An 18,798-nucleotide genomic window follows, 5' to 3' on the forward strand; every position below is an offset into this window, starting at 1 on the left:
TTAGTTCGGGACCATCTGTGCGACGAGCTCGTCTTCGAACTCGACGAGCCCTGCGAACACGTAGCCGGCGGCGAGAAACAGGTCTTCTTCGGTGTTGTCGACGAGGTCCGCGAGGAACGCGTCCTTCCAGCCCAAGAGGTGGTTGTCGAGGAAGACGCGCTCGTAGCCGAACGCCTCCTCCTGGCCCTGTTGTTGGCGCTCGATGACCCACCGCAGGAAGGCGAGCTCCACGGCGATGAAGTCGCTCTCCTCGGGGTACTCCTCGGGGCGCTTCCAGCCGGCCGCGGCGTAGCTCGCCTCCACCTCCGCGAGCCCCTCCCCCAGCAGGTCCGTGTCGTCGCGGTAGTAGGTCTCGTGCGGGAGGACGGGCGGGCGCGGAGCCGCGAACAGGCGGGTGTACTCGCCCGCGAGGTCGTCGGCCACCGCCGCGGGGTCCTCTCCCTCGTGGTCGTCGATGAACGACCGGAGGTGGCGGAACCCCGTCGTGAGCTGCTCGTTGACGTCCTTCTCGGGGATGAGCACGTCGCCGGCGAGCAGCTTCTCGATGAACTCCTCGCGGGGGGTGTCCCAGAACACTTCGATGGGGAAATCGACCAACTCGAGCCGTGCCGTGTAGATGTCGTCGTCGTTCATCGGGTATCACCACCGAACAGCAGCCGCGGGCGACAGTCGCCACAGTACTCGAAGATGCTGTGGTTCCCGTCGGGCGCGATGCCCTCGACGAGGTCGCCCACCTCGCTCTGAATCTTCTCCGTCGTCGCCTTGCTCGCGAAGGGTTTGCCACACCGGACACACTCCAGCATCTCGCCCTCGTGAACCGTGGTCCACGCCTCCCCGTCGTTCGCTTCGGGGAGCAGCGAGAGGTCGAGCCCGCCGTCCACCTCGATGGCGGTCTCCGGACAGCCGTCCTCACAGACGCCGCAGTTCACGCACTCCGAGTGGTTGAACTGGAGTTCACCCTCGCCCGTCCGCCGGAGGGCGTCGGTGGGACAGAGCGTCGAACAGGTCGGCGTGAGGTTACACGCCTCGGTGACGGAGACGCGGCCCACCGACTCGATGCCACGGATGACATCCCGTTCGGGGGTGACGTGCTCGCCGATGGCGCGCACGCTCTCGATGACCCACGCGTGGGTGGTGAACGCCTCGGCCTCGTGGCCGACGGGTATCGGCGAGGCGTCGAGGCCATCGGCGAACGCCGTCAGCGACTCCGTGAACCCGCTCGGGTCCCGCTCGGGGGCGAGGAACGTGACGCGCTCGCCGAGTCCCAGGTCGCGGGTCGCCCGGTTGACCCGCTCGACGAGCTCGGCTTTGGGGTCCGGTCCCGAGTGGAGACAGGCGTCGCCGCAGCCGACGATGGCGACCCCTTCGGCACCGGCGGCGAGCGCGTGCAGCAGGTGCCCCTCGCCGACCGTATCGGTGCAGTTCACGCGCACGGGGAGCACCGGCGGGTAGGAGATATCCTCGCCAGCACCGGCGCGGCGGCCGTACTCGCGGAGCCGTTCCGCCGCGGTCTCCGAGCAGACGAACGCGACGACCGGGTCGAGCCCGTCGTCGGCGACGAGGGTCTCCACCTCGCGCGCGAGCCGTTCGTTGGAGGGCTCGCGGAGCTGGACGGCCCCGGTGGGACAGGCGCTCGTACAGGCCCCGCAGTTCTGGCAGGCGACGGGGTCGAACTCCACGGAGTCGACGGTGGGCCGTCCGACGGCGTCGTGCGGGCAGGCGTCGGTACACTCGGTACACCCCTCCTGGCTCGACGCGCCGGCGGCACAGATCTCCATGTCGATATCGAGGAACTGGGGTTTCTCGATGCCGCCGAGGTGGTGTTCCACCGCGGCGACGGTGCCGGCGTCGGCGACGGTGTAGTAGCCGACGCGCCCGCCGCGGGTCGCGCGGTCGCTCCCGGGGTGGACCACCTGGTCCGCCTCGACGGTCATCGTCACCTCGCCGGGCTCGATGGCGTCCGTGGGACAGCAGTCGGTCCAGCCCCCGTCGGCGACCGGAGCCACGTCGACGGGCCGGGCGGTGACGGCCCCCTCCGGCCCCTCCTCGACGCATTTCATGCAGTCGATGCAGTCGTCGGTGACGCCGGCCTGCACGGTGAGGTGGAACTCAGCGTACGAGCCGTCGACCCCGATCACCCGCCCGCGCTGGAGGGTGACCGACTCGGGGATCTCCTCGCCGGCGAAGTCGCGGCCCTCGGCGATGAGCGTCACGTCCGCGTCGTCCGCGATGGTGCGCGCGAACTCCAGATCGCCGACGACGGCGACGTGGTCGCCCGCCTCGTGGGAGACGGTCCGGGAGACCGCCTCGTGTTCGAGCCCGACGTTCGCGGCGTCGATGAGCCGGGAGATCTTCGACTGAGCGGCCTCGGGCTCGTGGACCCACGCGGCACCCTCCCGGTGGTCGACGAACGCCGTCGCGTCCGGGTGGAGGCCGGAGTCGGCCGTCTGGGCCCGGATGCGTCGCTTACACGAGTCGCTCGTCGCGGTAGCGATCACCTGGTCGATGTCGTACTCCTCGATGACGTGTGCCATGCCGTCGAGCCCGCTCTGACAGAGGAGCTCCGAGCTCGCCACGACGTCGACGCCGTCGACACCCTCGCGGGTCGCCTCCAGGTCGATGTCGCAGGAACCCCCGCACGAACACACGAATGCCCCGACGTTCATTGATGAGCCAGTCCAACAGGACACAGTTATGCCTTCCCCCTCCTCCCGCGTTCCTGATATGTAGATGCCGGAGAGAACTGCCGCTGCGTGCGATTTTGATCATCCGGGTGGACGTTGGTTATTTATAGTGTTAGTGAGTGGTAATGAGAGAACCGTTAACAACGGACGAACCGTGGATAACGGAGCACAATCGGGTATGACAGAACAATGAGTGCGGAACCAGTCTCACTGGACCTCGACCGGCGTTCGTTCATGAAAGCGAGCGCGTTGGCCGGCGCAGTCGCGCTGGGTGGTGGTGGCGCGGGACAGGCGCTTGCCGCCAACGACGGCGAGGTCGACGGGACGGATACGGAAGGTGAACTGACGAAGACCATCTGCAACTTCTGCGCCGTCGGGTGCGGGTTCAAAGGTGAGCGGAAGGGCAACGCCTTCGTCGGGCAGGAACCGTGGCAGGAACACCCCATCAACAACGGGTCGCTCTGTTCGAAGGGGGCGGCCATCTACGGGTCGGAACACTCCGAACGGCGGCTGAAACATCCGCTCCAGAAGGTAGACGGTGAGTGGCGGAAGATCTCGTGGGACGACGCGTACGCGAAGATCGCGGACGAACTCGACACCATCGTCGAGGAGTCCGGCCCGGACTCGGTGATGTGGCTCGGGAGCGCGCACCACGCCAACGAGGAGGCGTACGCGTTCCGGAAACTCGCGTCGCTGTTCGGGACGAACAACGTGGACCACCAGGCGCGGATCTGTCACTCCACGACCGTCGCCGGCCTCGCGAACACGTGGGGCTACGGCGCGATGACGAACACCATCAACGACTACCGGAACTTCGATCTGAACATCATCATCGGGCAGAACCCCGCCGAAGCCCACCCCATCGCGATGCAGCACATCCTCGAGGGGCAGAAACGCGGCGGGACGGTCGTCTCCGTGGACGCGCGGTTCACGAAGACATCCGCGCACGCCGACGACTTCTACCGCATCCGCCCCGGGACGGACGTGGCCCTGATGATGGGGCTCATCAAGTATCTCCGCGACCAGGACGAGCTGGACGAGGAGATGCTCTCCGAGCGCGTCATGGGCTGGCCGGACGTGCGCGAGGAGCTGGACCGCTACGACCTCGAGACGGTCGCCGACATCACGTGGTTCTCGGAGGCCGACCTGCGCGAGCTCGGTGACACCATCATCGAGAACAAACCCAACGTCCAGATCGAGTGGGCGATGGGCGGGACTCAGCACAACAACGGGACGCAGAACATCCGGTCGTACGCCATCCTCTCGCTGGCGTGCGGTGGCGCCGCCCACTCCGGCGGCGGCCTCCAGGTCATGCGCGGCCACTCGAACGTCCAGGGCGCGACGGACCTCGCCGTGGCGAGCCACATCCTGCCGGGCTACTACTCCGTGAACTCCCCCGGCTCGTGGCAGTACTGGGCCGACGTCTGGTCGAAGAGCCCGTACACGAGCGGCGAGATCACCTTCGAGGAGCTGTACGACAAGTACGACCTGATGCCGGAAGGGAAGTTCTTAGCACAGTCCGGTCAGGAGGAGTACGACGAGACGTTCCCGAACGACCGGTCGATGATGTTCCAGAAGGGGCTCACGGTCGCCCGGTGGTTCGAGGCCGGCCTCGACCAGTCCGAACGGCTGAACGAGACGCCGATCTACCAGCCGAATCAGGTGCGGGCGGCGTTCTTCTGGGGGCACTCCTCGAACTCCATCAGCGAGATGACGAAGATGAAGCGGGCGATGGAGCAGCTCGACCTGCTCGTCATCGTGGACCTGTTCCCGTCGGTCGCCTCCGTGATGCCCGAACGGGAGGACGGGGTCATCCTCCTCCCGGCGTCCTCACAGTACGAGCACCACCGGTCGGTGACGAACTCCCACCGGTCGGTCCAGTGGTCCGACCCGGTCCGGCCGCCGTCGCACAACACGCGCCCGGACATGCAGATCATCCAGGAGCTCGCCGACGAGCTCGGGATGGGTGCCCACTTCGACTGGGGGGCCGGCCCCGAGCTGTACAACGGGAAGTCGACCTACCAGGAGGCGCTCCGGGAGATCAACATCGGCGTCCGGACTATCGGCTACATCCAGGACCCCGAACGCCTCGAGAAACAGCGCGAGTACGACTACGCGTTCTCGACGGAGAACCTCAAATGCGAGGTCGAGGGGCTCGAAGTGTCGGGCGAGTACTGGCAGCTCCCGTGGCCGTGCTGGGGTGAGGGACACCCCGGGACGCCGATCATCTGGAACGACGACCTCGACCCCAACGAGGGTGGCCAGGACTTCCGTGCCCGCTGGGGCGTGCAAGCGCCCACGCCCGACGAGTGGGACGCGATGGCGACGGACAAGCCGTACCCGATGCAACAGACGTTCGACGAGCAGGGTGAGGAGGGGCTCAACATGCTGCGGGACCCCTACGACCCCGACTGGTGGGACGGCAGCGGCCCGATCCGCGGGGTGCCACAGTACCCCGGCTTCGCCACCACCTTGCCGGACGACCTGTCGAACCCGGACCAGCTGACGCTCCCGTACGAGTACGCGCTCGACCCCACCAAATCGGTCTACGACACCGCCGTCGCGATGAACGAGCAGTACGGGACGGACTACGACGAGGCGTTCTACGAGCAGTACGACTACAAGCAGCCGGACGCGCCGACGGGGCGTGGCCGCGCGCGTGGGGTCGTCTGGAACTTCATCGACACGCTGCCGGTCCACCGCGAGCCCATCGAGAGCCCGCGGCCGGATCTCGTCGAGCAGTGGCCGGCGAACGGGAAGCAGACCAACTTCTACCGGCTGGACCAGAACAACGCGACGGTCCAGGAGGAGGCGACACGGAAGATCAAACAACAGGGGATGGACACCATCCTCACCTCCGGTCGCCAGGTGGAACACCAGGGCGGTGGCGCGGAGTCCCGCTCGAACATCTACCTGGCGGACCTCCAGCCGCACATGTACGCCGAGATCACGCCCAACCGGGCGGAGGAGCTCGGCGTGGACGGAGGTGACCTCATCATCGTCTCCACGACGGACCGCGGCTCGATCCTCGTGAAGGCACGGGTCACCCACCGCCCGAACGACCAGGAGACGTTCCTCCCGTTCCACTGGGGTGGCGTCTTCAAGGGCCAGTCGCTGGAGGACCAGTACCCCGACGGGCACGCGCCGTACGCCATCGGGGACAGCGTGAACATCATCACCTCGCGTGGCTACGACGTCGAGACGCAGATGCAGGAGACGAAGGCGGGGATGGTGAAACTGGAGAAGGCGACGCCCGCGCGCATCGAGGAGCTCAACATGGAGTTCATCGACTTCCCGCAGGACCGGAACGGCATCGGCTCCCAGAAGGACTTCGACGTGCGGGATAACACCACGGTGCAATAATGTCAACAGAAAATAAAGAGGTGATGGGCCAGGGCGTGATGAGCACCGGCGAGGGTGCTCGCATCTTCCCCGACGTGGAGGCCTGCATCGACTGCGGCGGCTGCGTCGTGGCGTGCAAGCGGACCTGGGACATCTCACCCGACGAACAGCGGATCAGTATCGCAACCATGCTGGAGGGGAAGGAGGCCGCAGACGGGCTGAACGCCCACAGCGCGAAGGCGCTGCAGGAGGGCAAGAGCCCCGGCGAGACCTCCATCCCGATGCAGTGTTACCACTGCGAGAACGCACCCTGTGTCTCCGTCTGCCCGACGGACGCACTCCTGAAGAAGGACAACGGGTTCGTCGAGGTGCGTGACTCGCTGTGTATCGGCTGTCAGTACTGCCTGTCCGCGTGCCCGTTCGGCGCCCCGCAGTTCCCCGAGGCAAACGACGGCTCGGCGGCGATCTTCGGGACCGGCGGCACGATGGACAAGTGTACGATGTGCGAGGAGCGACAGGACGTGAGCAAAGGGCCCGCCTGCGCCGAGGAGTGTGCGACCGACGCCATCCTCGTGGGCACCTCCGGTGAGATCGCGGACGAGCTGGAGAAGCGCGGTTCGGGCACGTTCTTCAACGACCAGGCCATGGAGATCATCTTCGGCGACGACGCCGGTGCGTTCAGATGAGCGAGCTCCCCGAAACCCGGAGCTACTCCGGGCCGTCCATCCTCATCGCCGCGGTCGTCGGTGTGGCCGTGGCGGTGCTGTCCATCTGGTGGGCCGCGGGGTTCGGCCCGTTCTACGAGGTGCTGTTCCGCATTCAGCCGACCGTCGCCGGCGGTGGTGTCGGTGCGGACTTCGTCGCCGGCAACGAGCTGGGGAGCCTGAAGTTCCTCATCTTCGCCATCCACCTCGCGGACTTCGTGATGGGGATGTTCATCCTCGCGATGGTGTTCGTCCACTGGGCCGCGTTCCGCCGGCTGGCCGCCCGGATGCGCCAGCCCGGAAACGCTGGCGAGGCCGTCACCGACGGGGGTGAGAACCGATGAGCAATCTCGACCACGGGAAGTTCACCCGGATGACGACGACGTTCCACTCGCTTCTGGCGCTGGACGTCTTCGCGCTGTTCTTCACCGGCTACGCCATCATGTTCAACGACGAGCTCTGGTGGCTGCTCGAACTCATGGGCGGGAACACCGGGGTCGCGGCGCTCCACCGGCTCGCCGGCTTCGGCCTCATCGCCCTCATCGTCTTCTGGATCACGCTGATGCTCATCTCCCCGACCGGCCGCGGCAACTTCCGGGAGGTCATCATGACGAAGGAGGACATCACGGCGATGATCCAGGACTTCAAGTTCGTGCTGGGGCGGGCGGACGAACGCCACCCCAACGCCCGGCAGTTCGCGGGCGGCACGGCCGACGAGATCCCGCTGCTCTCCTACATCGGGAAGGGCGTCGTCTACATCTTCTCGGTGGAGCTCACCCTGCTCGCCATCTCGGGGCTGCTCATCTGGAACAAGACGGGGCTCGCACAGTACTTCCAGACGAAGGTCGCGGCGACGGCGTTCGTCGTCTTCCACGGCCTGCTCGGCGTCATCATGCTGATGGGGGTGATGTTCCACATCTACGAACACGGGTTCCACCCGGCGTTCTACCCCGTCGAGACGAAGGCGTTCATCCCGCGCAGCATGATCCCGGAACACCACGGCGACGGCGAGGGGACGGGTATCGAGCGGCTCGAGCTCTCCCCGACATGGCACTTCGCGAGCACGGTGTTCGGCGTCCTCACGGTGATCGGCATCGTCTCCGTGCTGTTGGCGAGCATCTTCGATTCGGGGTATCCGGTCCCCGAGGCGCTGACGGTGGGTGGCGGGCCGACGAGCCTGCTTCTCACCATCGGCGTCAACGCGGGCATCTTCGTCCTCTTCACGGGGCTGGTCCTCTCGATGTACGGGAACGTCCTGCGCGTGCGCTGGGAGAAGCAGTTGCGCCAGCGCCAGGGGTCGACGCCGGCCACCGACGGCGGTAACGAGCCGAGCGACGACTGACTCCTCTTTTCTTTAGGAGACGAGCCGAGAGCCTTCCTCGGAGAGCTCCACCGTCACGTCCTGGCGGGTCTGGTTCTGTATCTGGTCGATGTTCCGAGTGAGCACCTCGAGGACGTCCTCCGGTTCGGGGTAGACGAGGACGTTGCCGTTGCCGTCTTCCATCACGAGCTGGGTGTCGGTGAGCGCCACCTGGTCGTTCTGGATGCTGGCGACGATGACGTTGAGCGCCTCCGAGCCGCCGCCGTCACCCTCCTCGACCATCGAGATGTAGACGGCGTCGAGGCCGATGAGGTCCTTGTACTCCCGGACGCGGCGGGCACACTTCACCATGTCCTGCGTCACGGCGGCCTTCTGTGGGTTGCCGTGTTCACCCTCGAAACAGTGTTTACAGACGCGGAGTTCGAGTCGCATTGTCAGAGCCTTTCACGCGAGACGCATTACCGTTGCGGGGTAGGCTTTTCATGCCGGCGTTCGTATAGCCTGTATGGCAGGAGTTATCGACCTCGTGTACGCGGGCATCGCCGTCGTCGTCGCCGTCCTCGGAGTGGCCTTCGTCCTCTTCCGGACCAGCGACGCGACGGGGACGGAGACGACGCTCTCGAACCTGAGTCTGGTCGCCGCCGTGGCGCTGTTCCTCGCGGCGACGGCGTGGACGCTGGTCTAAACCCGCGTTCAGTCGTCCGCGGGCGCTTCCGTCCCGGCGTAGCCGACGGAGACCTCACCGGCGTCGAGCTCCGCTTCGACCTCGCGGGCCGCCTGCACCATGTTCTGCATCTTCCCGAACGCGATCTCACGCGGGAGGAGCTTCAGCCCGCAGTCCGGCGAGATCGTGAGTCGCTCCGGGGGGACGACCTCGAACCCCTTCAAAATGTTCTCCTTGATGACCTCGACGGGCTCGACCTCGGCGGTGTGGGCGTCGACGACGCCGAGCGCGAGGTCCTTCGTGAACTCGTGTTCGGTGAAGACGTCGAGCTGGTCGTAGTCGCCGTTGGCGAGTTCGAGGTCGTACTCGTGGACCGGGTACTCCAGCATCTCGGGGTAGATGCGCGAGTAGTCGCCGTAACAGACGTGGAGGCCGAGCCGGACGTCCTCCGGAACCCCGTCGGCGATGTGTTCGAGACACTCGCCGACGATGGCGTGGTCGTCCGGGGTCGTCGCGAGCGCGGGCTCGTCGATCTGGATGTAGCGCGCGCCGGCCTCGACGAGCTTCTCGATCTCCTCGTTGACGAGGTCCGCGAGGTCGTAGGCCAGCTCCTCTTCGGAGTCGTACGCCTCGTTGAAGGACCAGTTGGCGAGCGTGTACGGCCCCGTGATGGGGACCTTGACGGGGGTGTCCGTCACCTCCGAGGTGAACTCGAACTCGTCGACGAGCCACGGTTCGTCGTACTCGACCTCGTCGGCGACGGAGGGTTTGTCGAAGTAGTTGTGGCCCCAGACCTTCACCGGGCCGTTGAACTCGTAGCCGTCGATGCGGTGGGCGAAGAACTCCACCATCTCGTTGCGGCGCATCTCACCGTCGACGACGACGTCGAGGCCGGCCCGGTCGTGTTCGTGGGTGATGAGCCGGGAGGCGTCGTCCTCGGCCTCCTCGAGGTGTCGCTCCTCGAAGTCTGCCGTCTCGTCGTCGACGAGGTCTTTCGCGCGGTTCAGCCACTTCGGTTTCGGGTAGGAGCCCACGACGGTCGTGAGCAGGAAGTGGTCGGTCGGGTGGTCTGCGGGTCGGAACTGTTCGCGTGTCATTGTTCGGCCTCCGTGAGGGAAACGGCGTTCGCAAGCGCGTCGAGCTTGGCGTTCGATTTGTTCACCGGCAGGTAGAACAGCTCGGTGTTCGAGGTAGCGTAGACGGTGTCGAAGCTCTGGGCGGGGACGTTCTCCTGGACCCAGTCGATCCGTTCGCGAATCGTCTCCGGCTCCTCGACCAGCGTGTTCTGCCCGTCGACGACGCCGAGCGCAACGGCGTCTTTCGTGCCGTACTCCTGGATGTTGTAGAGGTTCGTCTCGTGGTCGGTGACGAAGTCGAAGCCGACCGCGTCGATGTCCGCGTCCATGAGGTGCGCGTAGGGTTTCTCCGGGATGGCGCCGAAGTAGGTGTGGACGACCACGTCGGCGTCCGTCGCGCCCGCCACCCGGTCGATGGCCTCGCTGGCGCGCTCGTCGACCCCCTCACCGGGGGCGTTCGTGACGAGCGAGGGTTCGAGCAAGAACAGCGTCTCCACGTCCGGGAACGCCTCCACTTCACCCTCGAGGAACTCGGCGATGCCCTCGATGAGCTCGTCGCCGTAGTACTCGTCCGTCGCGAGGTCCGCGAGCGAGTACGGCCCCGGGAGGACGGCCTGCAGGTCGTCGGTGAGCTCGGCTGCGGCCTCCAGCTCTTCGGCCACGTCGCCGGAGAAGCCGAGGTCCTCGGTGATGACCGGCTCGCGGTAGAAGTTGTTGTTGTCGTAGTAGCGGACGATGCCGCGCGTCTCCACGGCGTCGTGGACGGCGAGGGGGTGCGCGAGCATGTCGTCCCACCGCAGCTGGCCCTCGACCACGCGGTCGAGCCCGGCCTGCTGTTGGCGGTCGATGACTTCGGCACGGCCCTTCTCGTAGGCCGCCGTGATGTCTGCGCCCTCGTCACCGCTGATGAGGTCGGACTTCTGGTGGCCCTTCAGGTCGGAGAGCTGTTCTTTCGCCCAGTCGGGCAGGGGGAACAGCCCAGGAGTCGTTGCGACAAGCTCCGTCATTACCTTCGCTTTGGGATGCCGCTCTTTAATATTTGCTATCCCGGTTAATGCTCTACAGTAATCAGGCGGGCCACAGCCGGAGGACCACCAGCCGCTCGAAGGGGTGAGACTCCTCGGTGACGGTCTCGGCTGCCAGCCCCTGGTCGTCCGCGTAGCTGGCCACCTCCTCGATGTCGGTGAGCGAGGAGACGAGCATGAGCACGCTCCCGCCGGGCGCGAGCACGCGTCCGACACCCTCTAAGAACGGCTCGATGACCTCCCGCCCGGTCTCGCCGCCGGTGAGCGCCACCTCCATCCAGTCGTCGCGGAACGCCTCCTCGTCGAGGGGCAGATACGGCGGATTGAACAGCACCCAGTCGAAGCTCCCCGTCCGGAAGGGTTCGGTGAGGTCCGCGCGCACGACGGGGACGCCGCGCTCGCGCGCCTGCTCGCACGCGTGCGGGTTCACGTCGGAGGCGACGACCTCGGCACCGGTCTCCGCGACCCGCTGTGCGACCCAGCCGGAGCCCGTTCCGACATCGAGCACGCGGTCGTCGCTCCCGACGCGCTCGCGGGCCGCGCTCGCGAGCAGGCCCGAGTCCTCCGCGGGCTGGTAGACCGCCGTGTTCTCCCCGCGCAGCTCGGAGAGCTTACTCATCGCTCCCCTCCGAGACCTCGCGGACGACGGATTCCGGGCCGTCCGCGTCTCCCGCTTCGCGCCCGGAGAGGGTGCGCTGCGGGAACGGGATGGTAATCCCCTCGCGCTCGAAGGCGTCTTTCACCGCACCCACGACGGCGTTCTGGGCGTTCCACTTCCGGCGGATGGTCGGGTCGCGGATCCAGAACCGGAGTCTGAGCACGACCGCGCTGTCGCCGAACCGGTCGAACACCACGTCCGGCTTCCGGCCGTCCATGATCTCGTCGAGCCCGTCCATCGCCTCCCGTGCGATCTCCGCCGCGCGGTCCACGTCCGTGTCGTAGTCCACGCCGATGGGGACCTCGATACGGAGCCGGCCGTTGCGCGAGCGGTTCGTCACGGTGGTGTTCGCGACGATGTCGTTCGGGATCATCACCATCTCGTCGTCGAACGTCCGGATCCGGGTGTTGACGGTGGAGATGTCCGTCACGACGCCCTCCTGGTCTTCGACCTGGATCCAGTCGCCGACCTCGAACGGTCGCGAGAAGAGGATGACGAACCCCGCGAGCACGGCGCCGAGGGTCTGGCGGGCCGCGAGCCCGAGGACGATACCGAGTACCCCGGCACCGACGAGGAGGTTCGCGGGGTTGAGCCCCCACAGCGCGAACGCGAACAGAAGCGCGGGGGCGAAGACGAGGATCTGGACGACGTGGTGGAGCACCTCCCGCTGGTGGTTCGTGATGGCGTCGCGGCTGTCACCGATGCGGACGAGCCGTTTCGTCACGCGCGTCACGGTGTAGGCGGCCGCGAACGCCAGTCCCATCACGAGCAGCTTCACCCCGGTGTCCGCGCCGAACTGGATGGTGTCGAGCGCATCGCCCACGTCACCGCTCGCATCCCAGATGAGTACGAGCGTGATGCCGGCTCCGACCCCCGTCAGCGTGAGGAACGCGGCCTGTAACGCCTCCGTGAGGTCCTCGTCGAACCGGCTTTTCAGCAGCTTCCCGGCGGAGTAGGTGAGCCAGGCGAGCGTGAGATACCCGCCGACGATGGCGACGGTCGTGAGGTACTGCGGCCCGTTGATGACCGTCTCGTGTATCATGCGGGGTCGCCCACCTCCCACGCGATGCGGGCGAGTTCGGCGAACTCAGCGGGCGTCACCTTCCCGGCGCGCTTCCGCAACAGGTCTTCGGGCGCCGCGTCCACCACGGCGTCCGGGTCATCGAGCTTCGAGATATGGCCCGTGTTGCGGATCGCGTTGCGCATCGTCTTCCGGCGCTGGGTGAAACACGCGGTGACGAACCGGAGGAAGAAGTCGTCGTCCGGGACCTCGTATTCGGGGTCCCGCGGGAGCGCGCGCACGACGGCGCTCTCGACCGCGGGCGCGGGGTCGAACGCCTCCTTCGGGACGGGCTCGACCACCTCCACGTCGGCGTAGTGGCCCGCGGTCACCGAGAGCCGGCCGTACTCGTCCGTCGCCGGCTCGGCCGCCATCCGCTCTGCGAACTCCTTCTGGAACATCAGAATCAGGGGTTTCCCCTCGGGGAGCAGGCGGAACGCGATCTCCGAGGAGACGCTGTACGGAAGGTTGGAGACGCACGCGGTGAACTCGGGCAGCGGCACGTCGAGCGCGTCCCCCTCGATCACCGTGAGTCTCCCGGCGTCGATCTCGTTTGTGAACTCCCGGCGGAGATGTGCGGCGAAGGCGCGGTCCCGTTCGATGACGGTCACGCGGTCGGCGACGCCCAGGAGCCGGTCGGTGAGCGCGCCGGGACCGCCACCGATCTCGAGGACGTGGCTGGTGTCCGCGTCGTCGGGGAGGTACCCGGGGATGCGGTCGAGTACGCGGTCGTCGACGAGGAAATGCTGGTCGTGGTCGGGGTTACCGCGGCCGGCCCGGCGGACCAGCGCGTCGGGGTCACGTCGCTCAGTCACTGCTCGAACCCTGGAGACGCCCGGTGAAAAGCGTTCTACTCTCGTTTCGCCTGCCGCGCGAAGATGCGGTACTTGAGGTCCGCATCGGAGAGCTCTTCGAGGATGCGCTCTTTGAGCACCTCGCGCGGGCGGTGGAGCCCAGAGACGCGCTCGTCGAGGTCGTCGAACGACTCGAACGGCTTGCGTTTCCGGGCGTCGAGGATGTTGTTTCTCAGTTTCTTCCCGATGCCCGGGAGCAGGTTCAGCTGGTGGAGCCGCAGCGTGATGGGCTGGGCGTCGTTGTAGAAGTCGACGAAGCGCTTCTCGTCGCGGTCGATCAGCTCGTCGACGGCGTACTCCAGCTCGGAGCGCGCGGTGCCCGTCAGGTCACCGTAGGCGATGCGGTCCGTCTCCGCGAGGTCATCCGCTGGTGGGTCGACCGCGAGCCGGTCGCCGACGCCGTATTTCGCCCCGTCCTCGAAGCGCAGCTCGTAGAGGCCGAAATCCTCCTCGCCGAGGGCGTACGCGACGGGGGAGCGGCGGTACCGTTGCCGCGAGTCGTCGTGGTGGCCCGTCGGGAGGAAATCCAGCACGACCGCGAACACCGTGTCATCACTACCGGCGTCAGTCATGTCACGTGATAAGAGGAGCGGCTATTTAAAGAATCAGGCGTACTTCGCGACGATGTTGAGGATGTCGTCGAGTTCGTCGCCCGAGAGGGAGTAGCGGTTCTGTGCGAAGACGGCACGCAGTTCGTCACGGCTCTGGGGGAGCAGGTCCGTGATCTTGAACGCCGTCGGCTCGTCGACCTTCTCCAGCTCGAGGAGCTCCTCGACGAGTTCGCGCGACTCCTCGGCGTCGAGCACGGCGAAGCGGTTCGCGTGCTCGATCGCGCGCGCCAGCTCGTAGCGCATCTCGCGCTCCTCGTCGACGGCGCGCTCGGCCTCGATGTCGGCGAGAATGGCCTTCGCCTCCGAGACGGTGACGAACTCCTCGTCGAGTTTCTCCTTGAAGATGGTCATTACTGCTGGCGGCGGAGGTGGGCGGGGACCGTGATGATGGTCTTGTCCTTCCCGCCGTCGTTGATGCGGACCTTGTAGGCACGGCCCTGGGGACCGAGCACGGTACCGGTCTGGCCGTTGAACCGGGGGTGGAAGCGGCCCTTCGGGACCGAGGGGTCGATCTTCAGGTGGACCTTGTCACCCTCGTCGAACTGCTCGACCGAGCGCTGCGGCGGGGAGGTACCGCGCTCGCGGGGTTTGTTCTTGAGCTTGTTTCGCGTGCCGTGGAGTGGACCGTTGGAACTCGGCATAGTCGTAACTCCTCGTAATCCGGAGAGCGTTATAAAACGTGCGTTCTCTCCCGCGCCGTCCGGGGGTGCGGTGGCCTACTCGACGGTGACGACGAGCTTCCCGACGCTCTCGCGGTCCTGCATCGCGGCGAACGCGGCGCCGGTCTCTTCGAGGGGGAAGGTCGCGTCGATGACGGGCTCGAGGTCGCCGTCCGCGACGAGCGCGACCAGCCGTTCGAGGTCCCGCTGGGTTCCCATCGTACTCCCCTCCACTCGCTTGTGGCCGAGGAACAGGTCGGCGACGGCGATCTCGGAGGTGTTCCCGGCCGTCCGACCACAGACGAGCATCCGGCCACCGCGGCGCATGACGTCCTGGCCGACGCGGGTGTACGGCCCTCCGAGGTGGTTGATGACGGCGTCGACCTCCCCGACCTCGAGGACGGCCTCGCGCATCTCGTCGGGGTCGACCACCGCGAGCGCGTGGTCCAGCCCGAGCGGCTCGACCTGTTCGAGTTTCGCGCGCGAGGAGGAGGTGCCGACCGTCCGGGCGCCCATCGCGTCCGCCAACTGGACGGCCGCGACCCCGACCCCACCGGTCGCGCCGGGGACGAACACGAGGTCGCCGGGGCCCACGTCCGCGCGCCGGAGCATGTGGAACGCCGTCATGTAGGCGGTGGGGAGGGCCGCGGCGGTGGTCGTATCCACTCCCTCCGGGAGCGGGACGAGCCGGTCGGCCTGGACGAGCGCCTGCTCCGCGAGCCCACCGTGATACAGCGAGAATTCCTCACAGAGGTTCTCCGGGCCCTCCCGACAGAACCGGCAGGTGCCGCAGGTCTCGTTCGGGCAGAGCACGACCCGGTCGCCCGGCTCGACACTCGTTTCGGCCCCGGCCTCGCGGACGACGCCGGCCACGTCGAGCCCGGTGACGAACGGGAGGTTCTCGCCCGAGACCATCGCGGAGTCCCCCTCCAGGATCCAGAGGTCGTGGCGGTTGATGGCACAGGCCTCGACGTCGACGACGGCCTCTCCCTCCTCGGGGGAGGGGTCCGGGCGGTCGACCACCTGTACGCCGTCGGGACCGATGAGGTCGGTGAAGGCTGCGGCTCGCATTGGCAGGGGTTCGGCAGGGAGGCTAATAGGTGCTCGTCCGGGGGCGAGGCCTGCCTGCGCCGGCACACGCGAGACGAACAGGGATTTACCTCCCGCGGGTGGAGGTTGAGTATGGACGAGCACATCGAGACCCGCGCCATCCACGCCGGGCAGGAGCCGGACGAGGAGACGGGGGCGCTCATGACGCCCATCTACGCGAACTCCACCTACGAGCAGGACGGGCCGGGTGACCACCGTGGCTACGAGTACTCGCGGACGGGGAACCCCACCCGTACGGATTTAGAGGCGAACCTCGCCGCCCTGGAGAATGGGAGTTACGGCCGCGCGTTCTCCTCGGGAATGGGGGCTATCAACACCGTCTGTAACCTCCTCGACGCGGGCGACCACGTCGTCACCGGCGACGACGTGTACGGGGGGACCCACCGCATCTTCACGCAGGTGTACGAGAAGTACGACCTCGAGTTCACCTTCGTCGATACGACGGACCACGCGGCCGTCGCCGACGCGATGCAGGCGAACACGGAGCTGCTGTGGGTCGAAACGCCCACGAACCCCCTCATGCGCGTCAACGACATCGAGGCGCTCGCGGCCCTCGCGCACGAACACGACGCGCTGTGCGCCGTGGACAACACCTTCGCCACGCCGTATCTCCAGCGCCCGCTCGAGTTCGGCGCGGACATCGTCTCCCACTCCCTGACGAAGTACCTCGGCGGCCACTCCGACGTGGTCGGCGGGGCGCTCATCACGGACGACGAGGCGCTCGACGCCGACATCGGCTTCTACCAGAACTCCGTCGGAGCCACGCCCTCGCCGTTCGACTGCTTCCTCGTCCTCCGCGGGACCAAGACGCTCCCCGTCCGGATGGACCGACACTGTGAGAACGCCCGCGCGCTCGCGGAGTGGCTGGAGGGGCACGCCAGCGTGGACCGGGTCTACTACCCCGGGCTGGAGTCGCACCCGACCCACGAAATCGCGACGACGCAGATGGACGACTTCGGCGGCATGCTGAGCTTCGACCTCGACGCCACGCTGGAGGAGGCGTCCACCGTCGTCTCCGAGACGGAGGTGTTCACCCTCGCCGAATCGCTCGGCGGCGTCGAGAGCCTCATCGAACAGCCCGCGGCGATGACACACGCCGCGATCCCCCCCGAAGAGCGGGAGGCGATCGGGCTCTCGGACGGCCTCATCCGCGCCTCCGTGGGTATCGAACACGTCGACGACCTCATCGCCGACCTCGACGCGGCGTTTACGGCTGCTGGAGTTCACTGACCGCGTCCACGTTCGTGAACTCGAAGCGGGCGCCCCCCTCGGCGCTCTCCGTTACCGTCGTCTCCCAGCCGTGTGCCTCCGCGACGCGTTTCACGATGCTCAGCCCGTAGCCCGTCCCCGTCTCGCTGGTGGTGACTCCGCGTTCGAAGACGTGCTCGCGCACGGCGGGGTCGATGCCCGGGCCGTCGTCCTCGATGGCGAAGCCACCCGGTACCGCCTGGACCCGGACGGTGAGCGAGGCGTCGTCGCTGGACTGCGTCCGACAGCCCGTCGAACCGTGCTCGACCGAGTTCCGAAAGACGTTCTCGAAGAGCGCCCGTAGCCGCTCGGCGTCGGCGCGGACGGGGCCGAGTGCGGGGGCGACCGAGAGGGTCGCATCGTCGGTCTCGACGGTCCGCCACGCCCGCTTCGCGACCGTGCGGAGCTCGACCGTCTGGAGGTGCCCGGTCTCCTGTCCCTCGCGGGCGAGGGTGAGCAGGCTGTCGACGAGCGTCGCCATCCGGTCGGCGGCGTTCTCGATGGCCTCGAAGTGTCGCTCCCCCCCGGTCTCGCGTGCCAGCTCCACGTGGCCGCTGATGATGTTGATCGGGTTGCGGAGGTCGTGACTGACGACCGAGGCGAACTCGTCGAGCCGTTCGTTCTGTCGCTGGAGCGCCTCCTCGCGGCGACGGCGCTCGGTGACGTCGCGGGTGTTGACGACGATTCCCTCGATGGCGGAGTCGGACAGGCAGTTCCGGCCGACGGCCTCCAGGACGTGCCAGTCGCCGTCGGCACCCTGAAACCGGAACGACGCGCTCGTGGTGGCGTCCGGCTCGGTGAGGATGTCCGCGAACCGGGCGCTCACCGCCTCGCGGTCGGCCGGGTGGATGAGCTCGAACACGTCCGTCCCCTCCAGCGTCTCGCGGCTGTAGCCGAACTCGTTCGCGACGGAGGGGCTGGCGTACTCGATGTTCCCGTCGGGGTCGAGGATCGTGATCATCGAGGGGGAGTTCTCGATGAGCGCGCGGAACCGACGCTTGGCGCGACGCTGCTCGGTCACGTCACGGACGGAGCCCAACCCGGCCATCTTCCCCTCGTGGGTGACCATCTGGACGGAGAACTCACAGTGACGGACCTCCCCACTCGGTCGGACGATGCGGGCCTCGTAGCGCGTCGGGGCGTCCTCCCCGTTCGCGCGCTGCTTGCCGTACCCGTGGACGCGCTCGCGGTCGTCCGGATGGAGGAGCTCCCAGATGTCGGTCTCCATGAGCTCCTCACGGGAGCGACCCATCAGCTCACACAGGCGGTCGTTGACGAGCTGGAACCGCTGGCCACGGTAGATGTAGATGCCGTCGTGGCTCCGCTCGACGAGGGTGCGGTAGCGCTCCTCGCTCTCGCGGAGCGCGCGCTCGGTGCGGTAGCGGTCGACGGCGTGGGCGACCCTCCGGGCGACGACCTCGGCCGGGGTGACGTCCCGCCGGATGTAGTCCGTCACGCCCGCCGAGATGGCGGCACTGGCGAGTTCTTCGCTCCCGTCGGCGGTGTAGACGATGACCGGGAGGTCCGGTCTGCAGTCGCGGACGCGGGTGAGGAGATCGAGCACGTCCAGTCCCCCGCGCGTGTGTCCGGAGACGACACAGTCCACGTCGTCGACCTGGTCGAGGGCGGCGTCGGCGTCGGATGCGAAGACGACCGTGCCGTCGATGGCTTCGCGCAGATTCGAACCCGTGCGCCGGCGCACGCGGCCGAGGTCTTCGACGTAACAGACACGGTACTCCCCTCCGCTCATATGTGCGAACGCTGTCGCGTACCGAGTAATAA

The 18,798-nt window shown here is 67.2% G+C and carries 19 protein-coding genes; 6 read left to right on the forward strand and 13 right to left on the reverse strand.

What is annotated here, in order from left to right:
• Together ACQUQR_RS01520 and ACQUQR_RS01525 are read right to left on the reverse strand one after the other, a co-directional pair.
• On the reverse strand, positions 1 to 633 hold the full coding sequence (locus tag ACQUQR_RS01520) for a TorD/DmsD family molecular chaperone (RefSeq protein ID WP_435194184.1): 633 nt from the start codon (positions 631 to 633) through the stop codon (positions 1 to 3).
• Positions 630 to 2,666, reverse strand: a complete 2,037-nt coding sequence (locus ACQUQR_RS01525; protein ID WP_435194186.1) for a hydrogenase iron-sulfur subunit — start codon at positions 2,664 to 2,666, stop codon at positions 630 to 632. Before ACQUQR_RS01525 ends, ACQUQR_RS01520 begins: the two co-directional genes overlap by 4 nt.
• Positions 2,667 to 2,873: 207 nt before the next feature.
• Here ACQUQR_RS01525 and ACQUQR_RS01530 point away from each other — a divergent pair, with 207 nt between their 5' ends.
• The 4 genes from ACQUQR_RS01530 to ACQUQR_RS01545 are packed head-to-tail and all read left to right on the forward strand — an operon-like array spanning position 2,874 to position 8,072.
• Entirely contained in the window at positions 2,874 to 6,047 is a 3,174-nt protein-coding gene (locus tag ACQUQR_RS01530; RefSeq protein WP_435194187.1) for a formate dehydrogenase subunit alpha, read from the forward strand.
• On the forward strand, positions 6,047 to 6,712 hold the full coding sequence (locus ACQUQR_RS01535; protein WP_435194188.1) for a 4Fe-4S dicluster domain-containing protein: 666 nt from the start codon (positions 6,047 to 6,049) through the stop codon (positions 6,710 to 6,712). The genes ACQUQR_RS01530 and ACQUQR_RS01535 overlap by 1 nt, the downstream gene beginning before the upstream one ends.
• Entirely contained in the window at positions 6,709 to 7,074 is a 366-nt protein-coding gene (locus ACQUQR_RS01540; RefSeq protein WP_435194190.1) for a hypothetical protein, read from the forward strand. Before ACQUQR_RS01535 ends, ACQUQR_RS01540 begins: the two co-directional genes overlap by 4 nt.
• Positions 7,071 to 8,072 carry a cytochrome b/b6 domain-containing protein gene (locus ACQUQR_RS01545; RefSeq protein ID WP_435194191.1) on the forward strand — a complete coding sequence of 334 codons (1,002 nt, stop codon included), beginning with the start codon at positions 7,071 to 7,073 and terminating at the stop codon, positions 8,070 to 8,072. Before ACQUQR_RS01540 ends, ACQUQR_RS01545 begins: the two co-directional genes overlap by 4 nt.
• 12 nt (positions 8,073 to 8,084) lie before the next feature.
• Here ACQUQR_RS01545 and ACQUQR_RS01550 read toward each other — a convergent pair whose 3' ends face one another.
• Positions 8,085 to 8,483, reverse strand: a complete 399-nt coding sequence (locus ACQUQR_RS01550) for a hypothetical protein (RefSeq protein ID WP_435194193.1) — start codon at positions 8,481 to 8,483, stop codon at positions 8,085 to 8,087.
• A gap of 73 nt (positions 8,484 to 8,556) precedes the next feature.
• On the opposite strand from ACQUQR_RS01550, the gene ACQUQR_RS01555 reads away from it, so the two are divergent.
• Positions 8,557 to 8,736, forward strand: coding sequence for a hypothetical protein (locus ACQUQR_RS01555; protein ID WP_435194195.1), 180 nt, complete (start codon positions 8,557 to 8,559; stop codon positions 8,734 to 8,736).
• 8 nt (positions 8,737 to 8,744) lie between these two features.
• On the opposite strand, the gene ACQUQR_RS01560 is transcribed toward ACQUQR_RS01555, so the two are convergent.
• The 9 genes from ACQUQR_RS01560 to ACQUQR_RS01600 all read right to left on the reverse strand — a co-directional run bounded on the left by ACQUQR_RS01560 (position 8,745) and on the right by ACQUQR_RS01600 (position 15,729).
• The gene (locus ACQUQR_RS01560; RefSeq protein ID WP_435194196.1) at positions 8,745 to 9,812 is read right to left on the reverse strand and encodes a methionine synthase; all 1,068 of its coding nucleotides are present in this window, start codon (positions 9,810 to 9,812) and stop codon (positions 8,745 to 8,747) included.
• Entirely contained in the window at positions 9,809 to 10,798 is a 990-nt protein-coding gene (locus tag ACQUQR_RS01565) for a 5-methyltetrahydropteroyltriglutamate--homocysteine methyltransferase (protein WP_435194197.1), read from the reverse strand. Before ACQUQR_RS01565 ends, ACQUQR_RS01560 begins: the two co-directional genes overlap by 4 nt.
• Positions 10,799 to 10,859: 61 nt before the next feature.
• Complete coding sequence (locus tag ACQUQR_RS01570; RefSeq protein WP_435194198.1) at positions 10,860 to 11,435, reverse strand: HemK2/MTQ2 family protein methyltransferase; 576 nt, start codon at positions 11,433 to 11,435, stop codon at positions 10,860 to 10,862.
• Positions 11,428 to 12,516 (reverse strand): mechanosensitive ion channel family protein, encoded by a 1,089-nt coding sequence (locus tag ACQUQR_RS01575; RefSeq protein WP_435194199.1) that lies wholly within the window; start codon positions 12,514 to 12,516, stop codon positions 11,428 to 11,430. Before ACQUQR_RS01575 ends, ACQUQR_RS01570 begins: the two co-directional genes overlap by 8 nt.
• On the reverse strand, positions 12,513 to 13,349 hold the full coding sequence (locus tag ACQUQR_RS01580) for a 16S ribosomal RNA methyltransferase A (RefSeq protein WP_435194200.1): 837 nt from the start codon (positions 13,347 to 13,349) through the stop codon (positions 12,513 to 12,515). The genes ACQUQR_RS01575 and ACQUQR_RS01580 overlap by 4 nt, the downstream gene beginning before the upstream one ends.
• Positions 13,350 to 13,384: 35 nt before the next feature.
• Positions 13,385 to 13,960 carry a DUF655 domain-containing protein gene (locus ACQUQR_RS01585; RefSeq protein ID WP_435194201.1) on the reverse strand — a complete coding sequence of 192 codons (576 nt, stop codon included), beginning with the start codon at positions 13,958 to 13,960 and terminating at the stop codon, positions 13,385 to 13,387.
• A 33-nt stretch (positions 13,961 to 13,993) separates the two neighbouring features.
• Positions 13,994 to 14,350: an RNA polymerase Rpb4 family protein gene (locus ACQUQR_RS01590; protein WP_435194202.1), complete on the reverse strand. Its 357-nt coding sequence runs from the start codon at positions 14,348 to 14,350 to the stop codon at positions 13,994 to 13,996.
• A complete protein-coding gene (locus tag ACQUQR_RS01595) occupies positions 14,350 to 14,640 on the reverse strand; it encodes a 50S ribosomal protein L21e (RefSeq protein ID WP_435194204.1) in 291 nt (96 codons plus the stop codon). Before ACQUQR_RS01595 ends, ACQUQR_RS01590 begins: the two co-directional genes overlap by 1 nt.
• Before the next feature lie 75 nt (positions 14,641 to 14,715).
• On the reverse strand, positions 14,716 to 15,729 hold the full coding sequence (locus ACQUQR_RS01600; protein WP_435194205.1) for an alcohol dehydrogenase catalytic domain-containing protein: 1,014 nt from the start codon (positions 15,727 to 15,729) through the stop codon (positions 14,716 to 14,718).
• A 105-nt stretch (positions 15,730 to 15,834) separates the two neighbouring features.
• Here ACQUQR_RS01600 and ACQUQR_RS01605 point away from each other — a divergent pair, with 105 nt between their 5' ends.
• Positions 15,835 to 16,998 carry a cystathionine gamma-synthase gene (locus tag ACQUQR_RS01605; protein ID WP_435194206.1) on the forward strand — a complete coding sequence of 388 codons (1,164 nt, stop codon included), beginning with the start codon at positions 15,835 to 15,837 and terminating at the stop codon, positions 16,996 to 16,998.
• Here the strand turns inward: ACQUQR_RS01605 and ACQUQR_RS01610 are convergent.
• On the reverse strand, positions 16,976 to 18,766 hold the full coding sequence (locus tag ACQUQR_RS01610) for a PAS domain S-box protein (RefSeq protein ID WP_435194208.1): 1,791 nt from the start codon (positions 18,764 to 18,766) through the stop codon (positions 16,976 to 16,978). The genes ACQUQR_RS01605 and ACQUQR_RS01610 overlap by 23 nt on opposite strands.
• Between the last annotated feature and the right edge of the window lie 32 nt (positions 18,767 to 18,798).

This window comes from Natronomonas sp. EA1 (assembly GCF_051195035.1).
GTDB lineage: Archaea > Halobacteriota > Halobacteria > Halobacteriales > Haloarculaceae > JBNTJV01.

Bases quoted from the DNA above. Each gene is read 5' to 3' on its own strand.
- ACQUQR_RS01555 (WP_435194195.1), top strand. From the start codon at position 8,557: ATGGCAGGAGTTATCGACCTCGTGTACGCGGGCATCGCCGTCGTCGTC.
- ACQUQR_RS01535 (WP_435194188.1), top strand. From the start codon at position 6,047: ATGTCAACAGAAAATAAAGAGGTGATGGGCCAGGGCGTGATGAGCACC.
- ACQUQR_RS01585 (WP_435194201.1), bottom strand. From the start codon at position 13,960: ATGACTGACGCCGGTAGTGATGACACGGTGTTCGCGGTCGTGCTGGAT.
- ACQUQR_RS01595 (WP_435194204.1), bottom strand. From the start codon at position 14,640: ATGCCGAGTTCCAACGGTCCACTCCACGGCACGCGAAACAAGCTCAAG.
- ACQUQR_RS01545 (WP_435194191.1), top strand. From the start codon at position 7,071: ATGAGCAATCTCGACCACGGGAAGTTCACCCGGATGACGACGACGTTC.
- ACQUQR_RS01560 (WP_435194196.1), bottom strand. From the start codon at position 9,812: ATGACACGCGAACAGTTCCGACCCGCAGACCACCCGACCGACCACTTC.
- ACQUQR_RS01530 (WP_435194187.1), top strand. From the start codon at position 2,874: ATGAGTGCGGAACCAGTCTCACTGGACCTCGACCGGCGTTCGTTCATG.
- ACQUQR_RS01540 (WP_435194190.1), top strand. From the start codon at position 6,709: ATGAGCGAGCTCCCCGAAACCCGGAGCTACTCCGGGCCGTCCATCCTC.
- ACQUQR_RS01550 (WP_435194193.1), bottom strand. From the start codon at position 8,483: ATGCGACTCGAACTCCGCGTCTGTAAACACTGTTTCGAGGGTGAACAC.
- ACQUQR_RS01565 (WP_435194197.1), bottom strand. From the start codon at position 10,798: ATGACGGAGCTTGTCGCAACGACTCCTGGGCTGTTCCCCCTGCCCGAC.
- ACQUQR_RS01520 (WP_435194184.1), bottom strand. From the start codon at position 633: ATGAACGACGACGACATCTACACGGCACGGCTCGAGTTGGTCGATTTC.
- ACQUQR_RS01575 (WP_435194199.1), bottom strand. From the start codon at position 12,516: ATGATACACGAGACGGTCATCAACGGGCCGCAGTACCTCACGACCGTC.
- ACQUQR_RS01570 (WP_435194198.1), bottom strand. From the start codon at position 11,435: ATGAGTAAGCTCTCCGAGCTGCGCGGGGAGAACACGGCGGTCTACCAG.
- ACQUQR_RS01590 (WP_435194202.1), bottom strand. From the start codon at position 14,350: ATGACCATCTTCAAGGAGAAACTCGACGAGGAGTTCGTCACCGTCTCG.
- ACQUQR_RS01525 (WP_435194186.1), bottom strand. From the start codon at position 2,666: ATGAACGTCGGGGCATTCGTGTGTTCGTGCGGGGGTTCCTGCGACATC.
- ACQUQR_RS01610 (WP_435194208.1), bottom strand. From the start codon at position 18,766: ATGAGCGGAGGGGAGTACCGTGTCTGTTACGTCGAAGACCTCGGCCGC.
- ACQUQR_RS01600 (WP_435194205.1), bottom strand. From the start codon at position 15,729: ATGCGAGCCGCAGCCTTCACCGACCTCATCGGTCCCGACGGCGTACAG.